Source organism: Pseudomonas sp. S3_A03, assembly GCF_054668275.1.
Window position 1 is genome coordinate 1,251,615 of record NZ_CP162753.1, and the last position, 22,474, is coordinate 1,274,088.

A 22,474-nucleotide genomic window follows, 5' to 3' on the forward strand; every position below is an offset into this window, starting at 1 on the left:
ATTCACGAACGGTTTATTGAAAGTCCGCTGCCAGTATTGCCCTACGCCGACTTTCGCGAACCGATCCTATGCCGACCACCGCATCGCTGTCCAAGCCTATCAAGCTGCCTGAACGCCACGGCGCGGTTTTGCTGTTGGTTGCCCTGTTGGCCGGCTGCTCACTGGCGCCTGAGTACCAGGCACCCCCGCTGCCCGTGCCGCAAACGCTGCTGGGCAACCCTGCGGTAGGCGCGCCCTCCTCCAAGGCCAACGACACAGAGGCGCTTGCCGAGGACGAGAAACAGCTGCTGGCCGGTCTGGATTCATCGGCGCAGTTGCCGCATCGGGTGGAACAAGCCCTGACGTATAACCGCGACCTGCGCCTTGCATCGCTGCGTGTGGAGCAAGCTCGCGCCCAGTACGGCATTTCCCACGCCGATCGCCTGCCCACCGTGGCGCTGGGGCTGCAACGCAACCGCCAGCACTTGCACGACAAGGCTGCCGACGAACGTTATGGACAGGACATCGCGGTGGCCTCCGTGGGTATCTCGGACTTCGAGCTGGATTTTTTCGGCCGGGTGCGCAGCCTCTCCGAAGCGGCGCAACATGACTACCTGGCCACGCGCTACGGTGCCCTGGCCGCGCGCAAGGCGCTGATCGTTGAAGTGGCGCGCCTGTATTTGCAGGAACGCTTACAAGCAGGCGTCCGGGTCGACACGCAGTCCATTCTTAACGACCAAAACCTGCTGCTGAGCGTACTCGACGGTCAGCAAAAAGAAGGCCTCGTCGCCCAGGACACGGTCGACACCCAGCGCATGGAGGTTCGGCGCGCCACCCAGCAATGGCAGGATGCAAGCGCCGACCACGCCAGCGCACAGCAGGCGCTGACATGGGTGACTGGCTATCAGGCCACGCCTTCGATCGCTGCCACGACAGACCCTGTAATTGATTTGGATACCCCGCCGTGGCTGATCGAACTCTCGTCCCAACGACTATTACAGCGCTTCGATGTGCGCCAGTGCGAACAAGCCCTGCGCGCCGCCAACGCCAACATCGGCGCCGCGCGGGCGGCGTTCTTCCCCTCTATCACCTTGAGCACCGGCGCGGGCATCGCCAGCCCGCGCTTGAGCAACCTGTTTTCATCCGGCAGCGGCGCCTGGCTGTTCACGCCGCAACTGAACCTGCCGCTGTTCGACGGCGGCCGCAACCGAGCCAATCTTGACCTGGCCACTGCGCGCCAACAGTCGGCTGTCGCCCAATACGAAAAGACCGTGCAGGACGCCTTCCGCGAAATCGCCGACCTGTTGAGCCAACGCCAACAAGCATTGGCCGACGCCACCATACACATCGACCTGGCCGCTTCGACGGCATTAAAGGCCAAGCGTGTCGACCAGCAGATTGCCGCCGGCGCGGCTGCGCGTTCGCAGCACCTGGCCGCTGCCATTCGCCTGACTGAATCGGCCATCGAGTTACGCAAGGCCAACTACCAGGTGTTGTTCAACCGCCTGGCGCTGTATCGCGCGCTGTCCGGCGCACCATTGTTTTCATCCAAAGAAAGGGTTTCACCATGACATTGACCACTGCCCCTACCCGTACCGTGCTCTGGGGCGCCGCCGCCCTGATGGCCTGCGCCCTCGTGCCCCAGGCGCAGGCCGCCGACGCCAGCCCCGCAGCCGACAAGACCACCGCAACTTTGGGCCTTGGCATGGGCGTCGCGCCGCGCTACATGGGCGCCGACCGCTACCGCTCACTGGTGCTGCCGATGTTCAGCATCCAGCGTGGCGTGCTGTTCGCCGACACCACCCGTGGGGTGGGCCTGCAATTTCAATCCGACAGCGGCTTTAGCGCCAGCGCGGCAATCAACTACGACCTGGGCCGTAAGGAAAAGGACAGCACCAGCCGCCCCGGCGACCGCGAGCTCAAAGGCATGGGCGATATCGGCGGCGCCACCGTCGCCGACTTCACCCTCAGCCAGCAGCTGCTTGACTGGCTCTCGGTGAGCGGCGAAGCGGAACTGCGCATGGCCGGCGAGCACCGTGGCAACCGCTACCGCTTTGGCCTCGAAGGCGTGCTGTTTCACACAGACAGCGACACCCTGGCCCTGGACATCGACGCCCATGCCGGCGATGGCCGCTACAACCAGACCTTCTTCGGCGTCACACAGGCACAGAGCCAGCGTTCGCTCTACGGCAGATACAACGCCGATGCCGGGATCTACGCCTATTCCGCCGCCTTGAACTGGCAGCACAGCCTGGACGCGCACTGGTCGACGCTGGCCAGCCTGACGCTGACCCAGTACGCCGACCAGGCCCGTAACAGCCCACTGGTCAAGCGTGAAGGCGCCGGCCTGGGCATGTTCGCCATCAACTACACCTTCTGATAACGAGGCGCCAGGCATGCAGGGTTTTGCTCAGTTGTTCCGTTCTTGGGGCCGCCCCCTGGTGCTCGGCGTTGCCTGCCTGATGGTGGTGGCCTGTTCGCGCGAGGAGGCGGCGCCGGAGCCGGCCATAAGGTCGGTGAAAGTCGCCAGCGTGCGCGCCTACGGCGCCGACGCCGCGCCGTTGACCGGTGTGGTGCGCCAACGCCAGCGCGCGGTCTTGGCCTTCGAAGGCGCGGGCCGATTGGTGGCGTTGAATGTCGACATCGGCGATAGCGTAAAACAAGGCCAGGTGCTGGCGAGCCTCGATACGGCGGCCGTGCGGTTGCGCCTGAAACAAGCGCAGGCGGCCTTGTTCGCCAGCGTGGCGCAAACCGCCGAGCGCAAGCGTAACAAGGTGCGCCAGCAACTGCTGTATGCCCAGGGCAGCGTCGCGGCCAGCGCGGTGGAGCAAGCCGAAGCCGCGTGGCAGGCCGCCGTAGCGCAGCAGGCCGCCGATGAAGCGGCCCTGGACCTGGTGCGACGCGACCAACGCCAGGGCCAGTTGATCGCGCCGTTTGACGGTCGCGTCGTGGCACGACCCGCGCAGTTGTACAGCGAGTTATCGCCCGGCCAAGTGGTGATGGAATTGGAAGCCAGCGGCGCGTTGCAGGTCATCGTGCAAGTCCCGGTGGAACAGGCCGCCGGCCTCAAGCCTGGCGACCACGCCGTCGCCAACGACCCGGCCGCGCCCGGATCGACCCTGCCGCTGGTGCTGGAGGGCCTGTCGACACGCGCGCAGAACGGCATGTTGCAAAGCGCGCGTTTTCGCCTGGACGCCCGCGACCTGGCGCTGCCCAGCGGCGTGAACCTCAACGTGCGATTGGCGACCCCTGCCGCGCTCGCGCTGTCGATTCCGACCCAGGCGCTGCGCATGGGCGGCGACGCCAGCCAGGTGCAGGTGTTCGTCTATGACCCGGCCCAGGGCAAGGTCGCCCTGCGTGAGATCAGGATCGGCCTGATCGACCAGGGCCGTGTCGCCATCGACAACGGCCTCAAGGACGGCGAGCAAGTGGTCGTCACCGGCGTCGCGTTCCTCACCGACGGCCAGCCCGTCAACCTGCTCTCGCCCTCCAGCCGTCTGAGCACACCCGAATGATCAACCTGACCCGTCACGCCCTGGGCGCGAGCCGCCTGACGTTATTCACCGCCTTGCTGATCCTGCTCGCAGGCGTGGCCACATTCCTGAGTTTCCCGACCCAGGAAGAGCCCTCGGTGACGATCCGCGATGCACTGGTGAGTATCCAATTCCCCGGCCTGCCCAGCGAACGCGCCGAAGAGTTGCTGGCCCGGCCTACCGAAGAAAAACTGCGCGAGCTGTCGCAGATCAAAAACATCGTGACTACCGTCCACCCCGGCAGCGTGATTATCCAGGTGACGGCCCGCGATGAAATCAAGGACCTGGGCGTGCTGTGGCAGCAGGTACGCAATAAAGTCGCCGAGGCCGGCGCCGGATTTCCACCTGGCACCCAGGGGCCTTTGTCGATGATAATTTCGGACGCGTCGCCGTCGCCTCCATTGCGGTCACCGCGCCCGGCTACAGCATGAGCGAAATGCGCGGGCCGTTGAAACGCCTGCGCGACCAATTGGGCGGGTTGCCCGGCATCGGCCAGGTGACGTTGCACGGCGTGCAGGACCAGCAACTCTCGATCGATTTCAACCCGCAACGCCTGGCGGGGCTGGGTTTGTCCCCGCAGCAGCTGTTCCAGCAAGTGCAGCAACAGAACGTGTTGGCGCCCGGCGGTATTGCCGATATTGGCGGGCAGATCACCACCCTCACCGTGACCGGCGAAGTGCTCAGCGTGGAGCAACTGCGCCAATTGCCGATCCAACTGCCCGGCGCCAACGGCATCGCGCAATCGGTGGCCCTCGGCGCCATCGCGCAGATCTCGGTGATGGCTGCCGACCCGCCCCAGAGCGCCGCGATCTATCAAGGCCAGGACGCGGTGGTGCTGGCGGTGTCCATGGCGCCAGGACAGAACGTGCACCAATTCGGCATGGCCTTGCGCAAGCGCTTGGCCGAGCTGGAACAGCAGCTGCCGTTGGGTTTCACGGCCCATATGGTGACGTTCCAGGCCGATGTGGTCGACCAGCAGATGGCCAAGATGAAACACGTGATGATCGAGACGGTGGTCATCGTCATGGCCGTAGTCATGCTGTTTCTGGGCTGGCGCACCGGGCTGGTGGTCGGCGCGATTGTGCCGCTGACCATCCTCGGTACGCTGCTTGCGATGCGCATGCTCGGGGTCGAGCTGCAAACCGTGTCGATTGCCGCGATTATCCTCGCGCTCGGCTTGCTGGTGGACAACGGCATTGTGATCGCCGAGGACATCGAGCGCCGGCTCCACGCCGGTGAGGACCGTCGCCAGGCCTGCGAAGACGCCGGGCGCACCCTGGCGATTCCGCTGTTGACCTCGTCGTTGGTGATCGTGCTGGCGTTCTCGCCGTTCTTCCTCGGCCAGACCAGCACCAATGAATACCTGCGTTCACTGGCGGTCGTACTGGCGTTGACGCTGCTCGGCTCGTGGCTGTTGAGTATCACCGTCACGCCGCTGCTGTGCCTGTATTTCGCCAAGGCTGCGCGCCACGAGGCGTCGGAAGACAGTTACGACAGCGGTTTTTACCGAGGCTACCGCGCGGTCATCGGCCGCGTGTTGCAACACAAAGCACTGTTTCTGATGGCGATGCTGGTGTTACTCGCCGCCGCGATCTTCGAACTGATGCGCGTGCCCTATGACTTTCTGCCTCAATCGGACCGCTTGCAGTTCCAGGTACCCATCAGCCTGGAACCCGGCAGCGGCTCGCTCAAGACCTTGCAAAGCGTGCGCGAGATCAGCCTGTGGCTGAGCAAGGAGCCCCAGGTAGCCGACAGCATCGGCTATGTCGGCGACGGCGGGCCACGAATCGTGCTGGGCCTCAACCCGCCTTTGCCCGCACCGGAAACCGCGTACTTCACCGTCAGCGTCAAGCCCGGTACGGATATCGATGCGGTGATCGCCAATACCCGCCGCTATCTGCTCAAGCAACACCCGGAACTGCGCGCCGAGCCCAAGCGTTTTTCCCTGGGCACCACTGAGGCCGGTGTGGCGATCTATCGTGTGCTGGGCCCGGACGAACAGGTACTGCGCAGCCTGGCCGGCCAGATCGAAAAGGCCCTGCGTGAAGTGCCGGGCACGTTGGATGTGCGCAACGACTGGAGCATTCGCCTGACGCGTTATACCGTCGAGGTCGATCAGCAGAGTGCGCGCCGCGCCGGTGTCGACACCCAAGCCATCGGCCAGGCCTTGCAACTGCACTTCGGCGGCATTCAGGTTTCGGCATTGCAGGATAAACAAACCCGCGTCCCGCTGGTGGTGCGCGAGCCTGCGACGACAACCGAGGCCTCCCCCGATCTGCGCGGCATCCTGGTCTACCCGGCCGACGGCTCGCCCCCCGTGCCGTTGGCGGCCGTTGCCCGCATCGTCGCGGCCAGCGAACCCTCGACGCTGATGCGGCGCAATCAGGAACGCGCCATTACCGTGGTCGGGCATAACCCGTCGTTGACGGCGACGTCCATCGTCGAGCAACTCGCGCCGCAGGTGGCGGCACTGGCGCTGCCGCCGGGCTATCGCATTGAACTGGGCGGCGAGATCGAGGACTCGGCGGACGCCAACCAGGCGTTGCTGCAATACCTGCCCCACGCGCTGGTCGCCATGCTGTTGCTGTTTGTCTGGCAATTCAATTCGTTTCGCAAGTTGCTGATTGTGGTTTCCGCCATCCCCTTCGTCCTGATCGGCGTGGCAGTTGCGCTGCTGATCACTGGTTACCCGTTCGGGTTCATGGCCACGTTCGGCCTGCTGTCACTGGCAGGGATTATCGTGAACAACGCCGTGCTGTTGCTGGAACGTATCGAGGCCGAACTCCACGAGGGCCTGCCGGTTTACGAGGCGGTGGTGAACGCCGCCGTAAAGCGCCTGCGCCCCATCGTCATGACCAAACTGACCTGCATCATCGGGCTGGTGCCGCTGATGCTGTTTGCCGGGCCGCTGTGGGAAGGCATGGCGATCACCCTGATGGGCGGCCTGGCGCTCGGCACATTGGTCACGCTGGGGCTGATCCCGGTGCTGTACGTATTGCTGTTTACACCGCGTAAACACTCACATATCAAGGCGAGCACAGCATGATTTTTTCGTTGAAGGCAACGCGCAACCTCAAGCGCACAACCCGCGGGGCCGTGCTGCTCGGCGCGCTTTCGCTGAGTCTCGGTGCTCAAGCCTCCGCGTTCGTCCACCCAGGCCTGTTGCAGACCCAGCAAGACTTCCTGCGCATCCGCGAAAAACTGGCCAACCATAACCAGCCGTGGCTGGCCGGCTGGCAAAAATTGATCGCCAACCGGCATGCATCGCTGGCCTGGAACCCGAGCCCCGTCGCGGTGGTGTACCGGGGCGCGGATGGCCAACATCCGGAGAACTACGCCAGGTTATTCAACGACGCAGCCGCCGCGTACGCCTTGGCCCTGCGCTGGCAGCTGTCGGGCGACCCTGCGTATGCCGACAAAGCCGTCGCTTTGTTGAACCAGTGGTCCACCACCCTCACCGCCATTGAGGGCACTTCGGACCGATTTCTCGCCGCCGGTTTGTACGGATACCAGCTCGCCAATGCCGCCGAAATACTGCGCGGTTATCCAAAGTGGAAGGCGGCGGACTTACAGCAGTTCCAGCGCATGATGCTCACGGTCTTCTACCCGATGAACCATGATTTCCTGGCGCATCACAATAACGCGTTGGTCGACCACTATTGGGCCAACTGGGACCTGGCCAATATGAACGCGATGCTGGCCATCGGCGTACTGACCGACCGTCGCGATATCTATGATGAAGCGGTCAATTATTTCAAACATGGCGCCGGCAACGGTTCCATTGAACACGTGGTCTGGAAGCTCTACGGCAATGGCCTGGGCCAGGTCCAGGAAAGCGGGCGCGACCAGGCGCACACACTGCTCGACATCGCCTTGCTCGGTAGCTTCTGCCAAATGGCCTGGAACCAGGGCGATGACCTGTTCGGTTACCAGAACAACCGCGTGCTGCAAGGCGCCGAATACGTGGCCAAATACAACCTGGGCCAGGATGTGCCATTCACCACCTTCACCAACAGCGCGTTCAAGCAGACGACCATCTCGGCCGAGCATCGAGGCGAAATCCGTCCGATCTGGGAGCTGCTCTACAACCACTACGGGGTGCTTGAAGGCCTCAGCGCACCGAACGTGAAGGCCTTCGCGAACAAAGCCCAGGTGGAAGGCGGTGGCGGGGATTATGGTCCCAACAGCGGTGGCTACGACCAACTGGGGTACGGGACCTTGCTCTATTCGCTGGGGGAGTACGGCCTGTCAAACGCTGAACTGGTGCCGTAGCGATGCATCAACTGCCCCATGCGTCGGCTAAGGCCCCGTTCCCACCGTTGGAAGGCGGTGACTATCAGATCGGCGAATTGCTCACCACCCGCAACGCCAGCCCTTCATAGGCATCCAGCGTGATAGTGAATTCCCCCTGCGCAGTCAGGTCCCCTTCCACCCGCTCGTTGATAATGTCCACCACCATCCCCGCTGCAATATCCGGCAGGTTCACGGTTTCGGTGATCGGCGTGGCGCCGAAATTCAGCGCGGTGATTTGCGTGCCTCTGCCGGCCGGCAGTTCATGGACCATGATCAACAGGGCGGGGTTTTGCACATCCGGCACCAGCACCTGGCGGCTGGCGGCGATGTCGTAAGCGCGGCGCACCGCGAGGATTTTTTGCAGTTGCGCGGCAAACGACTCGGGGTCCTGCAACTGGCTGTTCAGGCTGCCGTACAGGCTTTTGGCGCGTGGCATCTGCCCGGCGGATAAGTGTGCGTCGGGGTTAAGGTCCACCAGGTCATAGGCGCCGCGATGAATCCAGCGGGTGTCGCCGTCCTGCATCAAATGCGCAACGTCCGCCGCCGCCAGTGGCAATGCCCCTACCAGGTCCCAGCCGGACAAGGCAAACACCCCCGGCTGCATGGCGTTGTACATCACCAGCAGCAGGTGGATCTGGCGGATCTGTTGAATGTCCGCCGGGGTAATCGCCTCCAGGTCGCGAATACCCAGCGCCGCGGTGATGATGCTGGCCGTGGTGCAGGACACGCCGTTGGTCACGAACTTGAGGTTGTACGGCGCATGTTCGCCGGTCAGGCGTTCATACATCTGCTCGCGGATGTGCTCGCGCAGAATGTTGCCGGGGAAGGTCTGCCCCTGGTACAGGAAGCTGTCATGGGCGTGCAGTGTCCAAAAGTGCACCAGTTCCAGGGTCAGCTCGTCGTGGTTCTGCAACGCATGGATCAGCGAGCCGGGGTCGATACCCTGGCGATGCATCTCGCGCAGCATCAAGCGCAGGAACTCCGCATCACCCATCAGCAGCGCATGTTGGTAGGCAGGCCGGGTGATGAAGTCATAGGACAGGTCGGCACCGCCATGGGACATCGAGGCGATGTCATCCACCGTGAGGTTCAACTCCTGGAAGCTGAAGCCGCCCGCCTTGCGAATAGCCCCGCCGAGCAACTGGTTCCCGGTGATCGACAATGGATGGCTCTCTGACCAGGCCGTGCCATCGAGCTTGCGCTCCACGCCGAGAAACCCGTTGGCATCCAGGCGCAGGATCTTCGCACCCATCACGTCGATGGCGTGCAGTGCGTCGCCGATGATCATTTGCTGCGCGGCAAACGTGGGGTCCAGCCAATTGAGCGACGGCTGGCCTTCCTTGAAGTAATGCAGATACACCCAGCGTCGCGGTTTTCCATCCACGCCGATCACCACCTGGGTTGCGCTCCAATCGGTTTCCTTGACGCCCGGCTCGAAGAAGATCACCCGCTGCAACTGGCCGACGATGTAGTGCTTGTCGCGCAGCGCGTCCACCTGCAAGGGGCTGAGGTTCTGCGCGTCGCGGCCTTCGGCCACGTCGGGCAGCAGGTGCCAGTCTTCCTCACGGATTTCTACCATATGGTAAAGACCGGGGTAGTCTTCGTACGCCATCTCGGCCAGGCGGAAGTCCGCGCCCTTACCGGTGTGGGACGGAATCACATCGTCAATGATCACCGCGTTGTGCGCCGCCGCCATGCGCGTCAGCGCCTGCAACTGCGCCTCGGTGCCCATTTGCGGGTCGATCTCGAAGCTGATGCGGTCGAAATTGCCGTCGATGGTCGGCGTATGCAGTGTGCCGTTGAGGCCACCGGACTTTTTCAGCGGGCCATTATGAATGCCCTGGATACCGATTTTCGACAGGGTGTGCCACAGCGTTTCGTCCCCCAGCGCCTCCAGCACCGTGCCGCCCTCGCGGGTCACAATCGACGCCGGGTACGCGGTAAACCACACCGAGGACAACGCCGAAGCGTCGCGCGGTCGCGTCTGCGCAAAGGGCTGTTGCCACAACCTGCCTTGCCCGGAGTAGAGCTTGGCGCGCTGGCGGGCTGCGTGCAGCATCGATTGTTCCACCAGCCAGTTCACATGGTTGTTGTCAGCCGCGGTCATAAGCTTGGTCCCTGTCGTTGTAAAAAATCGCTCGTAGACATATGAGGGGTACGCGGGCCATTCGTTGCATTGTTATGGCTCTGCTAAGCCAAACCCTGCGTCGCCTGGCGATACTGACGCGGAGTAAACCCGGTCGAGGCCTTGAACTGCCGGGTAAACGCGCTGTGGTCGGTATACCCGCACTGCAGCGCCACCTCGGTAATCGGCAGGTCGCCGTGCAGCAAGCGATGGGCATGGTCCAGCCGGACCTTCTGGATCATTTGCCGGGGGGTGAGGTGGAACACGCGCTTGCAGTAACGCTCCAGTTGCGCCACTGAAATACCGGCGATGCGCGTCAGTTCGCCGAGGGTGACGCGACGGTTGAAATGCATGCGGATGTGCTCGTCCACCGCCGCCAGGCGTTGATACGCGGGGTGGGTTTCGCTGGCCGATTGCAGGTCTACGGAAATCCCGGCCAAGCCGATGATGTGGCCTTGGTGGTTGTATAACGGCCATTTGCGGGTCAGGCACCAGCCGGGTTCCCGTGTGCCGTAGAGGTGCAGTTCCAACTGGTCTTCGAGCACCAAACCTTGCTGCAGCACGCGCCGGTCCTGCTCGGTATAACCCGGGCCCAGCGGCGCCGGGAACACGTCAGCGCTGGTCTTGCCCAGCAGCGGCTGCAACTGCTTGAGGCCGCAGCGTTGCACCAGGGTGCGGTTGGCGAGGACGTAACGCGCGTGTGTGTCCTTGATGAAAATGGCGGCGTTGGGGATCGCATCCAGCATCGGCAGCAACTGCGCCACGCCGGCCACCAACTGCTGGATGTCGTGCGGGCGGCTCGTCTCGCTGCCTTGGCAAAGGCCGGCAAATGCGCTGTGCATCATCACTGTGTAGCCCCTGCTGATCGCCTAGACGCGTAGCAGATTGCCCGATGCATGGCGGTGCTGTCGAGCGATGCGCACTGTGCTGAATTCGTCATCGATGTCAGCAAAAAACATCAATCGCGCCACCGCCCGCCCGTTCAGGATAGGACCACTGCCGCCTGGCCAGCGTCCCGCTACCCACCGTCTGGAGCCCGTTATGAAGCGACTGCATGTGATCGACTCCCACACCGGCGGCGAGCCCACGCGCCTGGTGATGGACGGTTTCCCCGCGCTCAGGGGCGCCACGCTCGCCGAGCAGCTCGACAACCTGCGCACCGAACACGACCAATGGCGCCGCGCCTGCCTGCTCGAACCGCGTGGCAACGAGGTACTGGTCGGCGCGTTGTACTGCGCGCCGGTGACGCCGGAGGCAACCTGTGGGGTGATTTTCTTCAACAACGCCGGTTACCTCGGCATGTGCGGCCACGGCACTATCGGCCTGATCGCGTCGTTGTACCACCTGGGACGCATCCAGCCGGGCGTACACGGCATCGACACCCCGGTGGGCCCGGTGGCGGCCACTTTGCACGAAGATGGCAGCGTGACCCTGCGCAATGTGCCCGCCTATCGCTATCGCCAACAGGTGCCGGTGCGGGTGCCGGGGCATGGCACGGTCCATGGCGATATCGCCTGGGGCGGGAACTGGTTCTTCCTGGTGTCCGAGCACGGCAAGGCGCTGGAGATGAGCAACGTCGACGCCCTCACTGATTACACCTGGGCGATGCTCAAGGCCCTGGAAGATCAGGGCATCGGTGGCGCGGACGGCGCGCTGATCGACCATATCGAACTGTTCGCCGACGACGCCCACGCCGACAGCCGCAACTTCGTGATGTGCCCCGGCAAAGCCTACGACCGCTCGCCGTGCGGCACCGGCACCAGCGCCAAACTGGCGTGCCTGGCCGCCGACGGCAAGCTCGTCGAAGGGCAGACCTGGAGACAGGCCAGCATCACCGGCAGCCAATTCGAAGGCCGGTTTGAGTGGGCGGGCGAGCGCGTCATTCCCCTGATTACCGGCCGCGCCTACATGACCGCCGACAGCACCCTGCTGATCGACGAGCAAGACCCTTTTGCCTGGGGCATCTGAGCCCCCTCCTTTGATTGAACGGAGCTGGAACCATGAGCGATAACATCTTCACCGGTTGTATCCCCGCGCTGATGACCCCGTGCACCACCGCGCGCCAACCGGACTTCGACGCACTGGTCGCCAAGGGCCGCGAGTTGGTCGATATCGGCATGAACGCCGTGGTGTATTGCGGTTCCATGGGCGACTGGCCGTTGCTCACCGAGGCCCAGCGCCAGGAAGGCGTGGCGCGTCTGGTGGCGGCCGGGGTGCCGACCATCGTCGGCACCGGCGCGGTGAACAGCCGTGAAGCGCAGGCCCATGCGGCCCACGCCGCCAAGGTTGGCGCACACGGCCTGATGGTGATTCCGCGCGTGCTGTCCCGGGGCGCCTCTGCAACCGCGCAAAAGGCCCACTTCTCGGCGATCCTCAAAGCCGCGCCCAAGCTGCCGGCCGTGATCTACAACAGCCCGTACTACGGCTTCGCCACCCGCGCCGATCTGTTCTTCGAGCTGCGTCGCGAACACCCCAACCTGATCGGCTTCAAAGAGTTCGGCGGCGGCGCCGACCTGCGATACGCCGCCGAACACATCACCTCCCAGGACGATAACGTGACCCTGATGGTCGGCGTCGACACCCAGGTGGTACACGGCTTCGTCAACTGCAACGCCACCGGCGCAATCACCGGCATCGGCAACGCGCTGCCACGGGAAGTGCTGCAACTGGTGGCCCTGAGCAAACAGGCGGCCAGGGGCGATGCCACGGCCCGGCGCCAGGCGCATGAGCTGGAGGCCGCGTTGGCGGTCTTGTCGTCCTTCGATGAAGGCGGTGACCTGGTGCTGTATTACAAACACTTGATGGTGCTCAACGGCGACACCGGCTACGACTTGCATTTCAATGCAACCGACGTGCTCAGCGACGCCCAGCGCCGCTATGCCGAAACCCAGTACGCGCTGTTCCGCCAGTGGTACGCCAACTGGTCGGCGGAACAGAACGTCGGCTGATTGTTTAGGCGCCGCTGTGCTGTTCACTGCGGCCAACTGTGTTTTTCCAGGACGCTCTCATGACTTTGACAGGCACGCTGTTGAGCGGTCGGCACTTGCTCTGCGGCCATCGCGACGGCCAGAGAGAGGTATAGGCCATGGCCGAAGATTTCGTCGTGGTCGGCGCCGGTATTATCGGGGTTGCCTGTGCCTTGCAGGTGGCGCGCCAAGGTCGGCGGGTGATGGTGCTCGACGCGCAGGCGCCCGGCAGAGGCGCCTCCTATGGCAACGCCGGCCACCTGGCGACGGAACAGGTGTTTCCCATCGCCGACCTGTCGATCCTCAAGCGCTTGCCCGCCATGCTCACCGACCCCATGGGCCCTTTGCGCCTGGACTGGAAATACCTGCCTCGCGCCCTGCCCTGGTTTGTGCGGCTGTTGCTGAACCTGCGTGCGACGCAATACCAGCGCACCGTAGTGGGTATTCGCGCGTTGAACGAAGGCAGCCTCGGCGCCTGGCAGCGTTTGCTGGCCAGCATCCATCGTTCTGAACTGTTGCGCGAAGAGGGCTCGCTGCTGGTGTACGAACGGGCCGACTCGCGTCCCGCCCTCGACGCCTTGCAACAACGAATGCGCCAACAACATGTGGCGGTGGACTTCTGGCCCGCCGAGGCCATTCGCAAGGCCGTGCCGCAGTTAAGCGAGCAGGTCCTGGGCGGGCTGTTTTTCCCGCGACGGGGCATTTTGTCGACCCTTACCACGTGCTATGCGAACTGGTGGAAGCGGCCAAGGCCAGCGGCGTGCAATTCGTCACGCGTCAGGTGCGCGATGCAAGGGTTGACGCTGATGGCGTGGTGTTGACGACCGACCAGGGCACTCTCACCGCACGCCAGGTACTCATCGCCTGCGGCGCCCACTCGGCCCGACTCACCGCCTGCCTCACCGGCAAAAAAATCCCGCTGGACACCGAGCGCGGCTATCACTTGATGCTGCCCCACGAGCACCAGCGGCTGCCGTTTGCCGTCACCTCGCTAGAACGCAAATTCATCATGACCCCCATGACCGGCGGCCTGCGCCTGGCCGGCACGGTGGAATTCGCCGGCTTGGAGCGCCCGCCGAACATGGCCCGCGCCTGGCAGTTGCATCGGTTGAGCCAGGGGTTGTTTCGTGAGGAATTGAATGTGCGGAACGCAACGCCGTGGATGGGGTTTCGGCCATCCCTGCCGGACTCGCTGCCGGTCATTGACCGGGTGTGTGACGCAAAAGTACTGCTCGCATTCGGTCATCAGCACTTGGGGTTGACGCAGGCGGCGGTGACGGCAGAAATGATAGGGCAACTGGCGTGTGCCGACGTTGGGCAAACAGATGTGCCGGCGCCAGGGCCGTATCGGCTGGATCGGTTTTGAAAGAGGTGGGCCTGCGCGCGACGCCTTAAAGCGTGGGCGCTTGCCCAGGGTGCGCGGACGCGCTCAATAGCGCGTCAGCAATGCCCTCGATTTCATCCTGCAGCCACAGTTTGTTTGTCCAATCAGCAGGGATAGCTTGAACACCGTAGTAAGCGCCCGCCAATTGCCCCACGATTGCCGCAGTGGTATCGGCGTCATCCCCAAGGTTTGCCGCGCCGAGCACTGCCTCGGCAAAACTGTCAGTGTGGTGGAAACACCACAGCGCTGCCTCCAAGGACGCGACTGCATACCCTGTTCCAGTGATCTCGGTTGTCGACTTGCTGCGATATTCGCCATGCGCTATGGCGATGACTTTGGGCGCGGACAATCCTGCGCTGGATAAGCGCAACACGTCATCCTTTGGCTCGCCGCGCAGCGCGTTGCTGATCGCCTGCGCAAGTACCAGGCAGCACTCAAGCGCCTCTTGCGCCGCGTGGGTAGTTCGCGAACTCTGGAGGGTGTAGGCACGAATATTTACCGGGTCTGGAAAGTAAAACAACACGACGGGGGCCAGACGCATCATCGAACCATTACCGGCCGAACGCGGGTCCGTTGAGCCTGCAAACGGGTCGCCGGTGGTCTCAAATGTCGCCAGCGCCTGGCGAACCGTCATGCCGATATCAAAGCAATCGCCGGTGGAACTCAGGTATCCCCACTTCCACCAATTCAGGTAGCGGCCCATCTGGTCCCGCGGGTCAAAACCTTTTTTGTGCAGCAGACTTTCCGCCAGGCACAGCGCCATCGAGGTGTCGTCCGTCCACTGGCCGGGCTTGAGGTTGAACGGCCCTCCTCCGACCATATCGGTAAGCGGAGTGAATGTGCCACGAGGCATGAACTCGACGGTGGTACCGACTGCATCGCCGCAGGCCAGGCCCAGCAGGCAGCCGCGATAACGATCCGAAAGCGTAAGAGACATGTGTCTTCCTTGAAAAGGCCATGCTGGAGTGCATGGATCAACCAGCACTTTACTTGACCAACCGCTTCTCTTTGGAGGGGCGATATCCGAAGTACGAGCTATAGCACTTGCTGAAATGACTCGGCGACACGAACCCGCACGCCACCAGCACTTCCACCTGCGAGAGCTCGGTGTGCTGCAACAACCGGCGGGCCTCGGTGACGCGTAACTCCATGTAGTAGCGCTGCGGCGTGGTGCCCAGTTGCTCCTTGAACAAGCGCTCCAACTGGCGGCGCGAGCGACCGGCGTAGACGGCCAGTTGGTCCAGCTCCAGGGGTTCCTCAAGGTTGGAATCCATCAATTTCACCACTTCACGCAGGGGCGCGCTGACACTGACGTTTTCGGTGGGTTTGATGCGCCGGTAGCGCGATTCTTCGAAGGCCAGGATATCTTCGATGCCTTCGACGAGGGCTTTACCGTGCAGACCCTTGATCCAGTCCAGCGCCATATGGAACGCACCGGAAGGGCTTGAAGCGGTCAGGCGGTCGCGGTCGATCACGTAGGGTTCGCTGGTCACATGGGTGGCCTTGGACACTTCGGCCAATGCCGGACGGTGTTCCGGGTGGATGGCGCAGCGGTAATCCTGCAACAGCCCGGCGCGGCCGAGGAACCAGGCGCCGTTCCACAACCCCGCCAGGTGGATACCCTGTTCGGCAGCGCTGCGCAGCAGTTGGATGAAGCCTTCGCCGGCCTTGAGTTCGGTGCGGAACCCGCCACAGATCACCAGCAAGTCCACTTCATGCAGCGCATCGGCATCCAGGCGTGCATCGGGGCGAATGACCAGGCCCAGGTCGCTGATCACTTCACCCTCGTCGCAACCGTAGGTGCGCGAGGCGAAAAGCTCGGGGCGCAGCAGGTTGGCGGTGACCAGCGTGTCGAGGGTCTGGGTAAAGGCCGGCAGGGAAAAGTGTTCGAGCAACAGGAAGCCCACGCGGCTGACCGACGCCGGCTGCGAGGTTTCATTGAGGTAGCGCAGGTTCTTGCCCTTCATGCCACCGCTGAATTGACGTCTTTCCATCGAGGGTTGGCCCACTTTTATTGTTGATGCGATGGGCGTCATCTTAGGGGCAAATGCATTGGCTGTCTCACGCCCTGATCTCGACAAACGCACAACCGGCCAAAGCCCGCAGCAGAACGGTGGGAAGCGCATCTGATATGGTTTTTTAGTTGTTATCTGCGCCTGTATCGAAATGCCGCGCGGGTGGACAATGGCCACATCCCCCCTTCCTTCCCCTTCGGAGGCCGTATGACCAAGATGGCAATATTCCTGTTCGGCTTTTTGGTGTTGACCATCGGCATCGGCTTGCTGGCGACCATCTCGCCGGTCTGACCGTTAGTTGGCAAACACCATCGGATACAGCGACAACACCAGCAACCCGGCCATCGCCCCATTGAACACCCTTAGCCGGCGCGGTTCGCTCAGCACATTGCGCAAGCCGCTGCCACAGCCTGCCCACACGCACACACTGGGCAGGTTCACCACGGCAAAAACCAGGGCGATAACCAGCACGTTGGTGACATAGCCCTCAGCGGGCGTATAGGTGGTAATCGCTCCCAACGCCATGATCCAGGCCTTGGGGTTCACCCACTGGAACGCAGCCGCGCCCAGGAACGTCATGGGTTTTGCGTGTTCATCGTGGCTGTCGGACAGCGCCCCCGCCGTGGCGATCTTCCACGCCAGGTAAAGCAGATACGCCGCGCCGACGTAGCGCAACAGCGTATAGGCCCAAGGGAACACCTTGAACACTTCTCCCAACCCCAGGCCGACCGAAATCACCAGCAGCATGAACCCGATACTGATCCCCAGCGCATGAGGCATCGAGCGGCGGAACCCGAAGTTGACCCCCGAAGCCAACAGCATGGTGTTATTGGGGCCGGGCGTGATCGAAGACACGAAGGCGAACAGCACGAAGGCTGAGAGCAGGCTGGTAGACATGAACATGAGGCGGCACCCAAACGCTGTGAGAGGCCTGCGACAGTAGTGGGTTAAGCCGCCCGATGCCCCGTACAGCCAGGGTCGAATCCAGCCATACACTTCTCGTTCAAATAATTGCGAGGCTTTCACGAAGCTTTCACAGACGAGCGCCTAGGGTGAACCCAGCTTCTAGTGAACATCCCCTTTAGCCCGCGCTCCCCAACGCGGGCTTTTCTTTGCCCGGATTAATCGCAGGCTAAAAGCACGCACCGCCGTGCCCCTCCCCAGCGGCCAATGGCCTGAACATCCCCAGCGGAGCCGTAGATGAAAAAGTTGATACAAGGCCTCGACGGCCCCAGAACCGCGCAACAGGCGTTGTTTTACGATCTGGAAGATGCGGCGGCGATTGTCGGATGGGCGGTGGTAGAGCTGACAGCGATGCCGACTGCGGGCAGCCCGCCGTCAACGGCAGCGACCCTGGCGAAGATATGTGCGCTGCTGACGGCTCAACAGGAAAAGCTTGATCGGTACGCGGCTGAAGCCAAATCTCAGCGCATCATCCGGTCTGAGGGGGATGGTTGATCCATGACCGGCCATTTTCGATGAGCCATAAAAAAACCCGTAGAGGTTAATCTACGGGGTGGATCTGGTTCCCAGCCCAGTTGTTGTCAATGGGGACGGCGCCGTTATCGAGGTGGCGGGACAGCGCTGGCCAGTGTTTCAAGCTATTATCGAGCGCCCTGCTGATAACCGAACCTTCGGGCACGGCATCACGCTGGGCGATCATCCAGGCATGCGACCTATCCATTACCGGCACGGCTTTTCTTGCTGGGCAATAGGACCGGACGAGCCGGCAACGTGGAACTGTGTTTGCGCGTTTTCGGTTCGCTCAGCTGGGATCTACGAACTGCAAGATTACTGATCGGAAAAAAGACCAATGCTAGGGAAAGTCAGCAGTAAACATCTCGTCTGGGGCGCGGTCGCGCTCTGCGCAACCCTCCTGTCCGGGTGCGCTACATCACGCTACGACGGTAAGCACGCACCGGACCCGAGTAAGGCGATCATCATGGGTGCGATTGGTGAGAGCTTTCCGATGATGCAGCCCCATGGGCTGGTGGTTGAAATCGACCAACAGGGAGCACCCGGTACCGCAATACGGCTGACGACGCTGGGCAATGAAGATGATCAGCCATCACCCTCTGTGCTGGGCCATTACTTCATGTATGAAGTGCCGCCTGGAGAGTATGAGTACACGCAGTGGCATTACGTGTATTACGCCGGAAAATCGATGCCGCGCCCTGTGCCTGCGGTTTTCTCGGTGAAGGCCGGGAAACCCTCTATATCGGCGATCTGCGCGCCGATGCCCTGCGCTTTTGCCTGTCCAACGTGAACAACGCCGAGGACACGGTGCAGGCGCTCAAGCGCAAGTACCCGATGCTCAAGGACCGCAACATCGTGAATCTGACGCCGAAGAGCGGTTTTGCGCCTTGGCCGAGTTCTGATGCCACTGACTTCGGTAAAGGGCTGTGCAAGATCTGAATCCGGTAACGGTGACAGTCATCGAACCCGACGCCCATTGATCCACGTTCAAGGAATTTCATGCCATGAAGCGCTGTACGCTACTCTGGGTCGGCCTGTTCGCCGCCCTGGCCTCACTGACCGGCTGCATCGGCGGTCCGGACCTCAAAGGCCAACCGTTCTTCACATCACCGGCTGAACCCCGTGCGGATGAGGCCACGGTGTACTTCTATCGCACCTCGGCCAGCATCGGTAATGGGGTGGCCCCGACCATTCAGGTCGATGGCCGCGCCATCGGCAGCTTGCCTTCCGGTAGTTTTTTCAAGGCCGGCATTCCCGCCGGCAAGCACAGCGTCGCCTCCACCTCGCCCCCCATCATCAGCGGTATGGTTAACAAGCGTTTCGATATCACCGTCGAAAATGGAAAGGTGTATTACATCGCCGATCAACTCAGCACCGTCGACTTCACGGATGGGCAGACCTTGGGTGAAGTCGACGGCCGTCGTTTCAGTGGAGCAATGTTTTACTCGCGCTACGCGCTTGTGCCTGCCGAGGAAGCGTTGCGTTCCATCAAGTGGTGCCAGGAGTTGCCGGGAACTGCACCGTAACTACGACTTTTTCAACAGAATCGGACGTTAGTGGATGCTCAAGCCCCTTACTCTTGAGCACAATGCTACGTCCAATCGAGGGGCGCCATTCCGATAAAGGCGTCCCAAATTTCCAAACAAAAAAGACAGGGTTGCGAAAGCGATGACCAAATCCCAGACAATAAAAAACCCCGTAGACGTTAATCTACGGGGTTTCTAAGAGTGGAGGCCGAGGTCGGAATCGAACCGGCGTAGGCGGATTTGCAGTCCGTTAACCGGCCCCTATTTCATTGGGCCTTTAGACTCAAGTACCCGTATTTACTGGCTTTGTGCAACTCATGCTGTATATCCATGCAGGGATATATGGGACATCCAGTGTCCCAGGATTGTCCCCACCCTTCCCGGCGTCCTGCCGACGTACACCTTCCCGTCAAAACTTGAAGTAGATGAATGGATTGAATCCGCGCTCCACCACTGAAATACACGATAGTACATAAAGCACGAACACATAGAGGCCTGCTGTGACAGGCATCTTGAAGCTGCGCCCACGCAAACGATAAAACAGCTTGTCGCCAACAAGGCAGATCACAAAGGAAAGCGTGAGCAGGAAAATTACCTTGATATCAGCAAGCCCCATATCGGCCGCCGACCAGAAAGGAATGGTGGAATCCAGACCTGTCATAGCTCGCCAGAACGACCCCATCTGAGACACGCTTTCCGCTCTGAACGGCACCCACAGCAGAGTCGCGAAGATGAACACGGGCAGGCTGGCCATCTTCCACTTGTGAGTTTTCAAGGCTCCAGCGCGCTCCAGGGCGATCAGGAGCCCATGCCCGAAGCCCCATATGAGAAACGTGTAGGCAGCACCGTGCCAAAGCGCACACAGGCCAAACACAATGAACAGGTTGCGGTACGTCTTGAATGAGGTGGTGCGGTTCCCGCCCAGCGGGATGTAGACATAGTCGCGGAACCAACGTGACAGCGTCATGTGCCAGCGCTGCCAGAACTCGGTGACGCTGTGAGCGGCGTAAGGGCGGTTGAAGTTTCGAGGGAAGCGGAACCCCATCATTCTGGCCATGCCTATGGCCATGTCTGTGTATCCGGAAAAGTCGAAGTAGATCTGGAAGGAATAGCAGAATGCACTCAGCCATGCCGAGTACGTGGTAAGCACATGCCCTGGCGCATGCACGGCATCAACAACAGAGCCTAACGGATCGGCAATCAGAATCTTCTTTGCAAGGCCGATAACAAAAATCACCATACCCCAAAAGATGTCGCTGCTTACCAGGGCCCGGCGTTTTACGTCTAGTTGCTGTTTGACCTCGGAGAATCGAACCACGGGACCGGCGATAAGGTGGGGGAACAGGAATATGTAAATAGCGAACTTTTGCAGGCTTCTTTCAGGGGAAATTTGCCGACGGTAAACATCAGCGAGGTATGAAATAAAGTGGAACGTGTAAAAGGATATCCCAAGCGGCAGAGCAATATTCCAGCCGCCCACTACGGATAGCGCAGAAATACCGGTCGCATCGCTTACTACCTGCGCGAAGAATATTAAATATTTAAAGAATATTAGAGGCGCAAGGTTCGCGACAACTGCAAGAACAAACAACAGCATTGCGGCGCGCGCCTTATTATCTGAATCAAGCAGCCGAGATAACGCCCCCCGCCACCATCCAGTTAAGAAGCAGCAATAGCATCGCTACCAGCGTAAGGGCTCCAGCTCCAAGCGCATAGAATGCGAAGCTAGCGACAAGCACCAGGCCATTCCTAAGCGACTTAGGCGTTAGAAAGTACAGCCCATAAAACAAAGGGAAAAATATAAACAGAAATGCTGGTGATGAGAAAACCATAATACGAATGCTCTTTGTGATTTCTTGTGTTGGCTGGAGCGCTACTTTTTGTAAGACATCCAGTAGCCAGTAGAGATATCCAGCATCTGGACGACCAAATACTTACACCTGCCAACAACTAGATTAGGCATATCAGATAATGGCCTGCCTCGATCAATCTTCGTAAACTTCTGGAAATACTCAGAAATACCCGACTGAATCATCCCATCACTAAAGCTATTCCCATACAAACAAGTAGCGGGCAGCAGCCCACTATCAGTCAAGTCATCCGTCTCAAATTCAAAGCCCGTGGCTTTAGGGTCGAGCTGTATTTTTTTATGAACCACGGGCCAATCAGTAACGATAAATGGCTCTGTGACTGTGCGCGAAGAATCGAGGCGAGCCGAAAATCTTGCATCAGAGCCGACGTAGGGCTTCTCTTCAATCTTTATGGCGTGATCCCATTTATCGCCAGCACCCTCAAGCGCGGCGATTCGGTTGACCACTTCTTTAGAGACCGAGAGCGCAGAAGCCTCAGTCCAGTGGAAGTCCTGCGAATAAAATATTTTATAGTCGTCTTTGATCGCACTCAAAATGCCGTAGACATTCACCATGTGCAACCGAGGATCAGCCATCAGATCCTTGTAAAGCTTCATGAAGTTAGTTTTCACCGGTAGAGCGGGCGCAAAAAAAGGAAGACGGCCACTATAGAAATACGGCTTCTGCATCGGAGTCACAACCAACACAGTAACGCCTAGAGCCTTCATTCCATCGGAAAACTCTACGATCCCATGATGAATAATATCTCTGTTTTCCTGGGTTCTTAACATCGTCTCCATTGCTGGAATTTGTCGATCAATAAGATTTCTACCGTAGATCTCATTGTGCTTACCGAAATACACTCTCGACGACGATCTAAATAGCTGATAGTCCAGTTCGTTTTTTCCACGAATCATTAAATCCCGAAGGCCCAGGTTATCGGAATACCACTTCTCAAATTTCGCATAGTTCTTGTCAACATCAATAGGACTACCAATCCACATGTCAGGGAAAGCCTCAAGCTTTCGAAGTTCCTGAACAGGCTCAACTTTCGCTGATGGCCATGGGAATATAGTTAGAAGCGTTGGAACAAGGCTAATTGCAAAAATAGCGAAAACAATAACTATCGGAGATTTATACCGCCAACGCTTGGAACTTACTGAAGTTGTCTTCCGCTGACTCATATCCATAGGCACCTTCGATTTTCTGAATAGCTTTTCCGAGAGGGCCGAAATTTACAGTATTTGCTTGTAACATTCCATGCTTGCTACGCCGCGCGCATTGGGCTGCCCGCCTACCCAAAATGGAAAGCGGGCGCCCGACTTCG

The 22,474-nt window shown here is 60.7% G+C and carries 16 protein-coding genes and 3 pseudogenes; 11 read left to right on the top strand and 8 right to left on the bottom strand.

From position 1 onward, the window contains the following. The first annotated feature begins 68 nt into the window (after window positions 1-68). The 5 genes and pseudogenes from AB4O25_RS05485 to AB4O25_RS05505 all read left to right on the top strand — a co-directional run bounded on the left by AB4O25_RS05485 (window position 69) and on the right by AB4O25_RS05505 (window position 7,784). Entirely contained in the window at window positions 69-1,550 is a 1,482-nt protein-coding gene (locus AB4O25_RS05485; protein ID WP_460150621.1) for an efflux transporter outer membrane subunit, read from the top strand. Then, window positions 1,547-2,359: a MipA/OmpV family protein gene (locus tag AB4O25_RS05490; protein WP_137220115.1), complete on the top strand. Its 813-nt coding sequence runs from the start codon at window positions 1,547-1,549 to the stop codon at window positions 2,357-2,359. The genes AB4O25_RS05485 and AB4O25_RS05490 overlap by 4 nt, the downstream gene beginning before the upstream one ends. Window positions 2,360-2,375: 16 nt before the next feature. Beyond that, window positions 2,376-3,494, top strand: a complete 1,119-nt coding sequence (locus tag AB4O25_RS05495) for an efflux RND transporter periplasmic adaptor subunit (RefSeq protein ID WP_460150622.1) — start codon at window positions 2,376-2,378, stop codon at window positions 3,492-3,494. After that, window positions 3,491-6,558: pseudogene (locus AB4O25_RS05500) on the top strand (efflux RND transporter permease subunit). Before AB4O25_RS05495 ends, AB4O25_RS05500 begins: the two are co-directional and overlap by 4 nt. Continuing rightward, a complete protein-coding gene (locus AB4O25_RS05505) occupies window positions 6,555-7,784 on the top strand; it encodes an alginate lyase family protein (protein WP_065879023.1) in 1,230 nt (409 codons plus the stop codon). Before AB4O25_RS05500 ends, AB4O25_RS05505 begins: the two are co-directional and overlap by 4 nt. A gap of 64 nt (window positions 7,785-7,848) precedes the next feature. On the opposite strand, the gene treS is transcribed toward AB4O25_RS05505, so the two are convergent. After that, entirely contained in the window at window positions 7,849-9,912 is a 2,064-nt protein-coding gene (treS, locus tag AB4O25_RS05510; RefSeq protein WP_460150623.1) for a maltose alpha-D-glucosyltransferase, read from the bottom strand. A gap of 83 nt (window positions 9,913-9,995) precedes the next feature. Then, complete coding sequence (locus AB4O25_RS05515) at window positions 9,996-10,775, bottom strand: AraC family transcriptional regulator (protein ID WP_217855047.1); 780 nt, start codon at window positions 10,773-10,775, stop codon at window positions 9,996-9,998. A gap of 196 nt (window positions 10,776-10,971) precedes the next feature. On the opposite strand from AB4O25_RS05515, the gene AB4O25_RS05520 reads away from it, so the two are divergent. The 3 genes and pseudogenes from AB4O25_RS05520 to AB4O25_RS05530 all read left to right on the top strand — a co-directional run bounded on the left by AB4O25_RS05520 (window position 10,972) and on the right by AB4O25_RS05530 (window position 14,262). Then, window positions 10,972-11,898: a 4-hydroxyproline epimerase gene (locus AB4O25_RS05520; protein WP_460150624.1), complete on the top strand. Its 927-nt coding sequence runs from the start codon at window positions 10,972-10,974 to the stop codon at window positions 11,896-11,898. Window positions 11,899-11,930: 32 nt separating this feature from the next. Further along, window positions 11,931-12,878: a dihydrodipicolinate synthase family protein gene (locus tag AB4O25_RS05525; protein ID WP_017530542.1), complete on the top strand. Its 948-nt coding sequence runs from the start codon at window positions 11,931-11,933 to the stop codon at window positions 12,876-12,878. A 137-nt stretch (window positions 12,879-13,015) separates the two neighbouring features. Continuing rightward, window positions 13,016-14,262 (top strand): annotated as a pseudogene (locus AB4O25_RS05530) (NAD(P)/FAD-dependent oxidoreductase). 25 nt (window positions 14,263-14,287) lie between these two features. Here the strand turns inward: AB4O25_RS05530 and AB4O25_RS05535 are convergent. The 3 genes from AB4O25_RS05535 to AB4O25_RS05545 form a co-directional block, all read right to left on the bottom strand. Next, window positions 14,288-15,217, bottom strand: a complete 930-nt coding sequence (locus tag AB4O25_RS05535) for an ADP-ribosylglycohydrolase family protein (protein WP_460150625.1) — start codon at window positions 15,215-15,217, stop codon at window positions 14,288-14,290. Between the two features lie 49 nt (window positions 15,218-15,266). After that, window positions 15,267-16,247 (bottom strand): GlxA family transcriptional regulator, encoded by a 981-nt coding sequence (locus AB4O25_RS05540; RefSeq protein ID WP_032883602.1) that lies wholly within the window; start codon window positions 16,245-16,247, stop codon window positions 15,267-15,269. Between the two features lie 342 nt (window positions 16,248-16,589). Then, the gene (locus AB4O25_RS05545) at window positions 16,590-17,198 is read right to left on the bottom strand and encodes a LysE family translocator (protein ID WP_026067474.1); all 609 of its coding nucleotides are present in this window, start codon (window positions 17,196-17,198) and stop codon (window positions 16,590-16,592) included. Between the two features lie 297 nt (window positions 17,199-17,495). Here AB4O25_RS05545 and AB4O25_RS05550 point away from each other — a divergent pair, with 297 nt between their 5' ends. Next, a complete protein-coding gene (locus AB4O25_RS05550) occupies window positions 17,496-17,753 on the top strand; it encodes a hypothetical protein (protein WP_017530547.1) in 258 nt (85 codons plus the stop codon). A 55-nt stretch (window positions 17,754-17,808) separates the two neighbouring features. Here the strand turns inward: AB4O25_RS05550 and AB4O25_RS05555 are convergent. Further along, window positions 17,809-17,994, bottom strand: a pseudogene (locus AB4O25_RS05555) (IS66 family transposase); the annotation flags it as partial. A gap of 434 nt (window positions 17,995-18,428) precedes the next feature. Between AB4O25_RS05555 and AB4O25_RS05560 the strand changes: the two are divergent. Next, the gene (locus AB4O25_RS05560; RefSeq protein ID WP_460150626.1) at window positions 18,429-18,710 is read left to right on the top strand and encodes a hypothetical protein; all 282 of its coding nucleotides are present in this window, start codon (window positions 18,429-18,431) and stop codon (window positions 18,708-18,710) included. A 65-nt stretch (window positions 18,711-18,775) separates the two neighbouring features. Then, the gene (locus tag AB4O25_RS05565; RefSeq protein WP_017530550.1) at window positions 18,776-19,297 is read left to right on the top strand and encodes a DUF2846 domain-containing protein; all 522 of its coding nucleotides are present in this window, start codon (window positions 18,776-18,778) and stop codon (window positions 19,295-19,297) included. Between the two features lie 409 nt (window positions 19,298-19,706). On the opposite strand, the gene AB4O25_RS05570 is transcribed toward AB4O25_RS05565, so the two are convergent. Both AB4O25_RS05570 and AB4O25_RS05575 read right to left on the bottom strand, forming a co-directional pair. Then, the gene (locus AB4O25_RS05570; protein WP_460150627.1) at window positions 19,707-20,894 is read right to left on the bottom strand and encodes an MBOAT family O-acyltransferase; all 1,188 of its coding nucleotides are present in this window, start codon (window positions 20,892-20,894) and stop codon (window positions 19,707-19,709) included. 276 nt (window positions 20,895-21,170) lie between these two features. Continuing rightward, window positions 21,171-22,337, bottom strand: a complete 1,167-nt coding sequence (locus tag AB4O25_RS05575; RefSeq protein WP_460150628.1) for an alginate O-acetyltransferase AlgX-related protein — start codon at window positions 22,335-22,337, stop codon at window positions 21,171-21,173. Window positions 22,338-22,474: the final 137 nt, after the last annotated feature.

What these genes read in the sequence shown, in the direction of transcription:
- AB4O25_RS05515 (WP_217855047.1), bottom strand. Translation starts at nt 10,775, where the DNA reads ATGATGCACAGCGCATTTGCCGGCCTTTGCCAAGGCAGCGAGACGAGC.
- AB4O25_RS05505 (WP_065879023.1), top strand. Translation starts at nt 6,555, where the DNA reads ATGATTTTTTCGTTGAAGGCAACGCGCAACCTCAAGCGCACAACCCGC.
- treS (WP_460150623.1), bottom strand. Translation starts at nt 9,912, where the DNA reads ATGACCGCGGCTGACAACAACCATGTGAACTGGCTGGTGGAACAATCG.
- AB4O25_RS05495 (WP_460150622.1), top strand. Translation starts at nt 2,376, where the DNA reads ATGCAGGGTTTTGCTCAGTTGTTCCGTTCTTGGGGCCGCCCCCTGGTG.
- AB4O25_RS05565 (WP_017530550.1), top strand. Translation starts at nt 18,776, where the DNA reads ATGAAGCGCTGTACGCTACTCTGGGTCGGCCTGTTCGCCGCCCTGGCC.
- AB4O25_RS05540 (WP_032883602.1), bottom strand. Translation starts at nt 16,247, where the DNA reads ATGAAGGGCAAGAACCTGCGCTACCTCAATGAAACCTCGCAGCCGGCG.
- AB4O25_RS05490 (WP_137220115.1), top strand. Translation starts at nt 1,547, where the DNA reads ATGACATTGACCACTGCCCCTACCCGTACCGTGCTCTGGGGCGCCGCC.
- AB4O25_RS05550 (WP_017530547.1), top strand. Translation starts at nt 17,496, where the DNA reads ATGAAAAAGTTGATACAAGGCCTCGACGGCCCCAGAACCGCGCAACAG.
- AB4O25_RS05525 (WP_017530542.1), top strand. Translation starts at nt 11,931, where the DNA reads ATGAGCGATAACATCTTCACCGGTTGTATCCCCGCGCTGATGACCCCG.
- AB4O25_RS05570 (WP_460150627.1), bottom strand. Translation starts at nt 20,894, where the DNA reads ATGCTGTTGTTTGTTCTTGCAGTTGTCGCGAACCTTGCGCCTCTAATA.
- AB4O25_RS05485 (WP_460150621.1), top strand. Translation starts at nt 69, where the DNA reads ATGCCGACCACCGCATCGCTGTCCAAGCCTATCAAGCTGCCTGAACGC.
- AB4O25_RS05535 (WP_460150625.1), bottom strand. Translation starts at nt 15,217, where the DNA reads ATGTCTCTTACGCTTTCGGATCGTTATCGCGGCTGCCTGCTGGGCCTG.
- AB4O25_RS05545 (WP_026067474.1), bottom strand. Translation starts at nt 17,198, where the DNA reads ATGTTCATGTCTACCAGCCTGCTCTCAGCCTTCGTGCTGTTCGCCTTC.
- AB4O25_RS05575 (WP_460150628.1), bottom strand. Translation starts at nt 22,337, where the DNA reads ATGGATATGAGTCAGCGGAAGACAACTTCAGTAAGTTCCAAGCGTTGG.
- AB4O25_RS05520 (WP_460150624.1), top strand. Translation starts at nt 10,972, where the DNA reads ATGAAGCGACTGCATGTGATCGACTCCCACACCGGCGGCGAGCCCACG.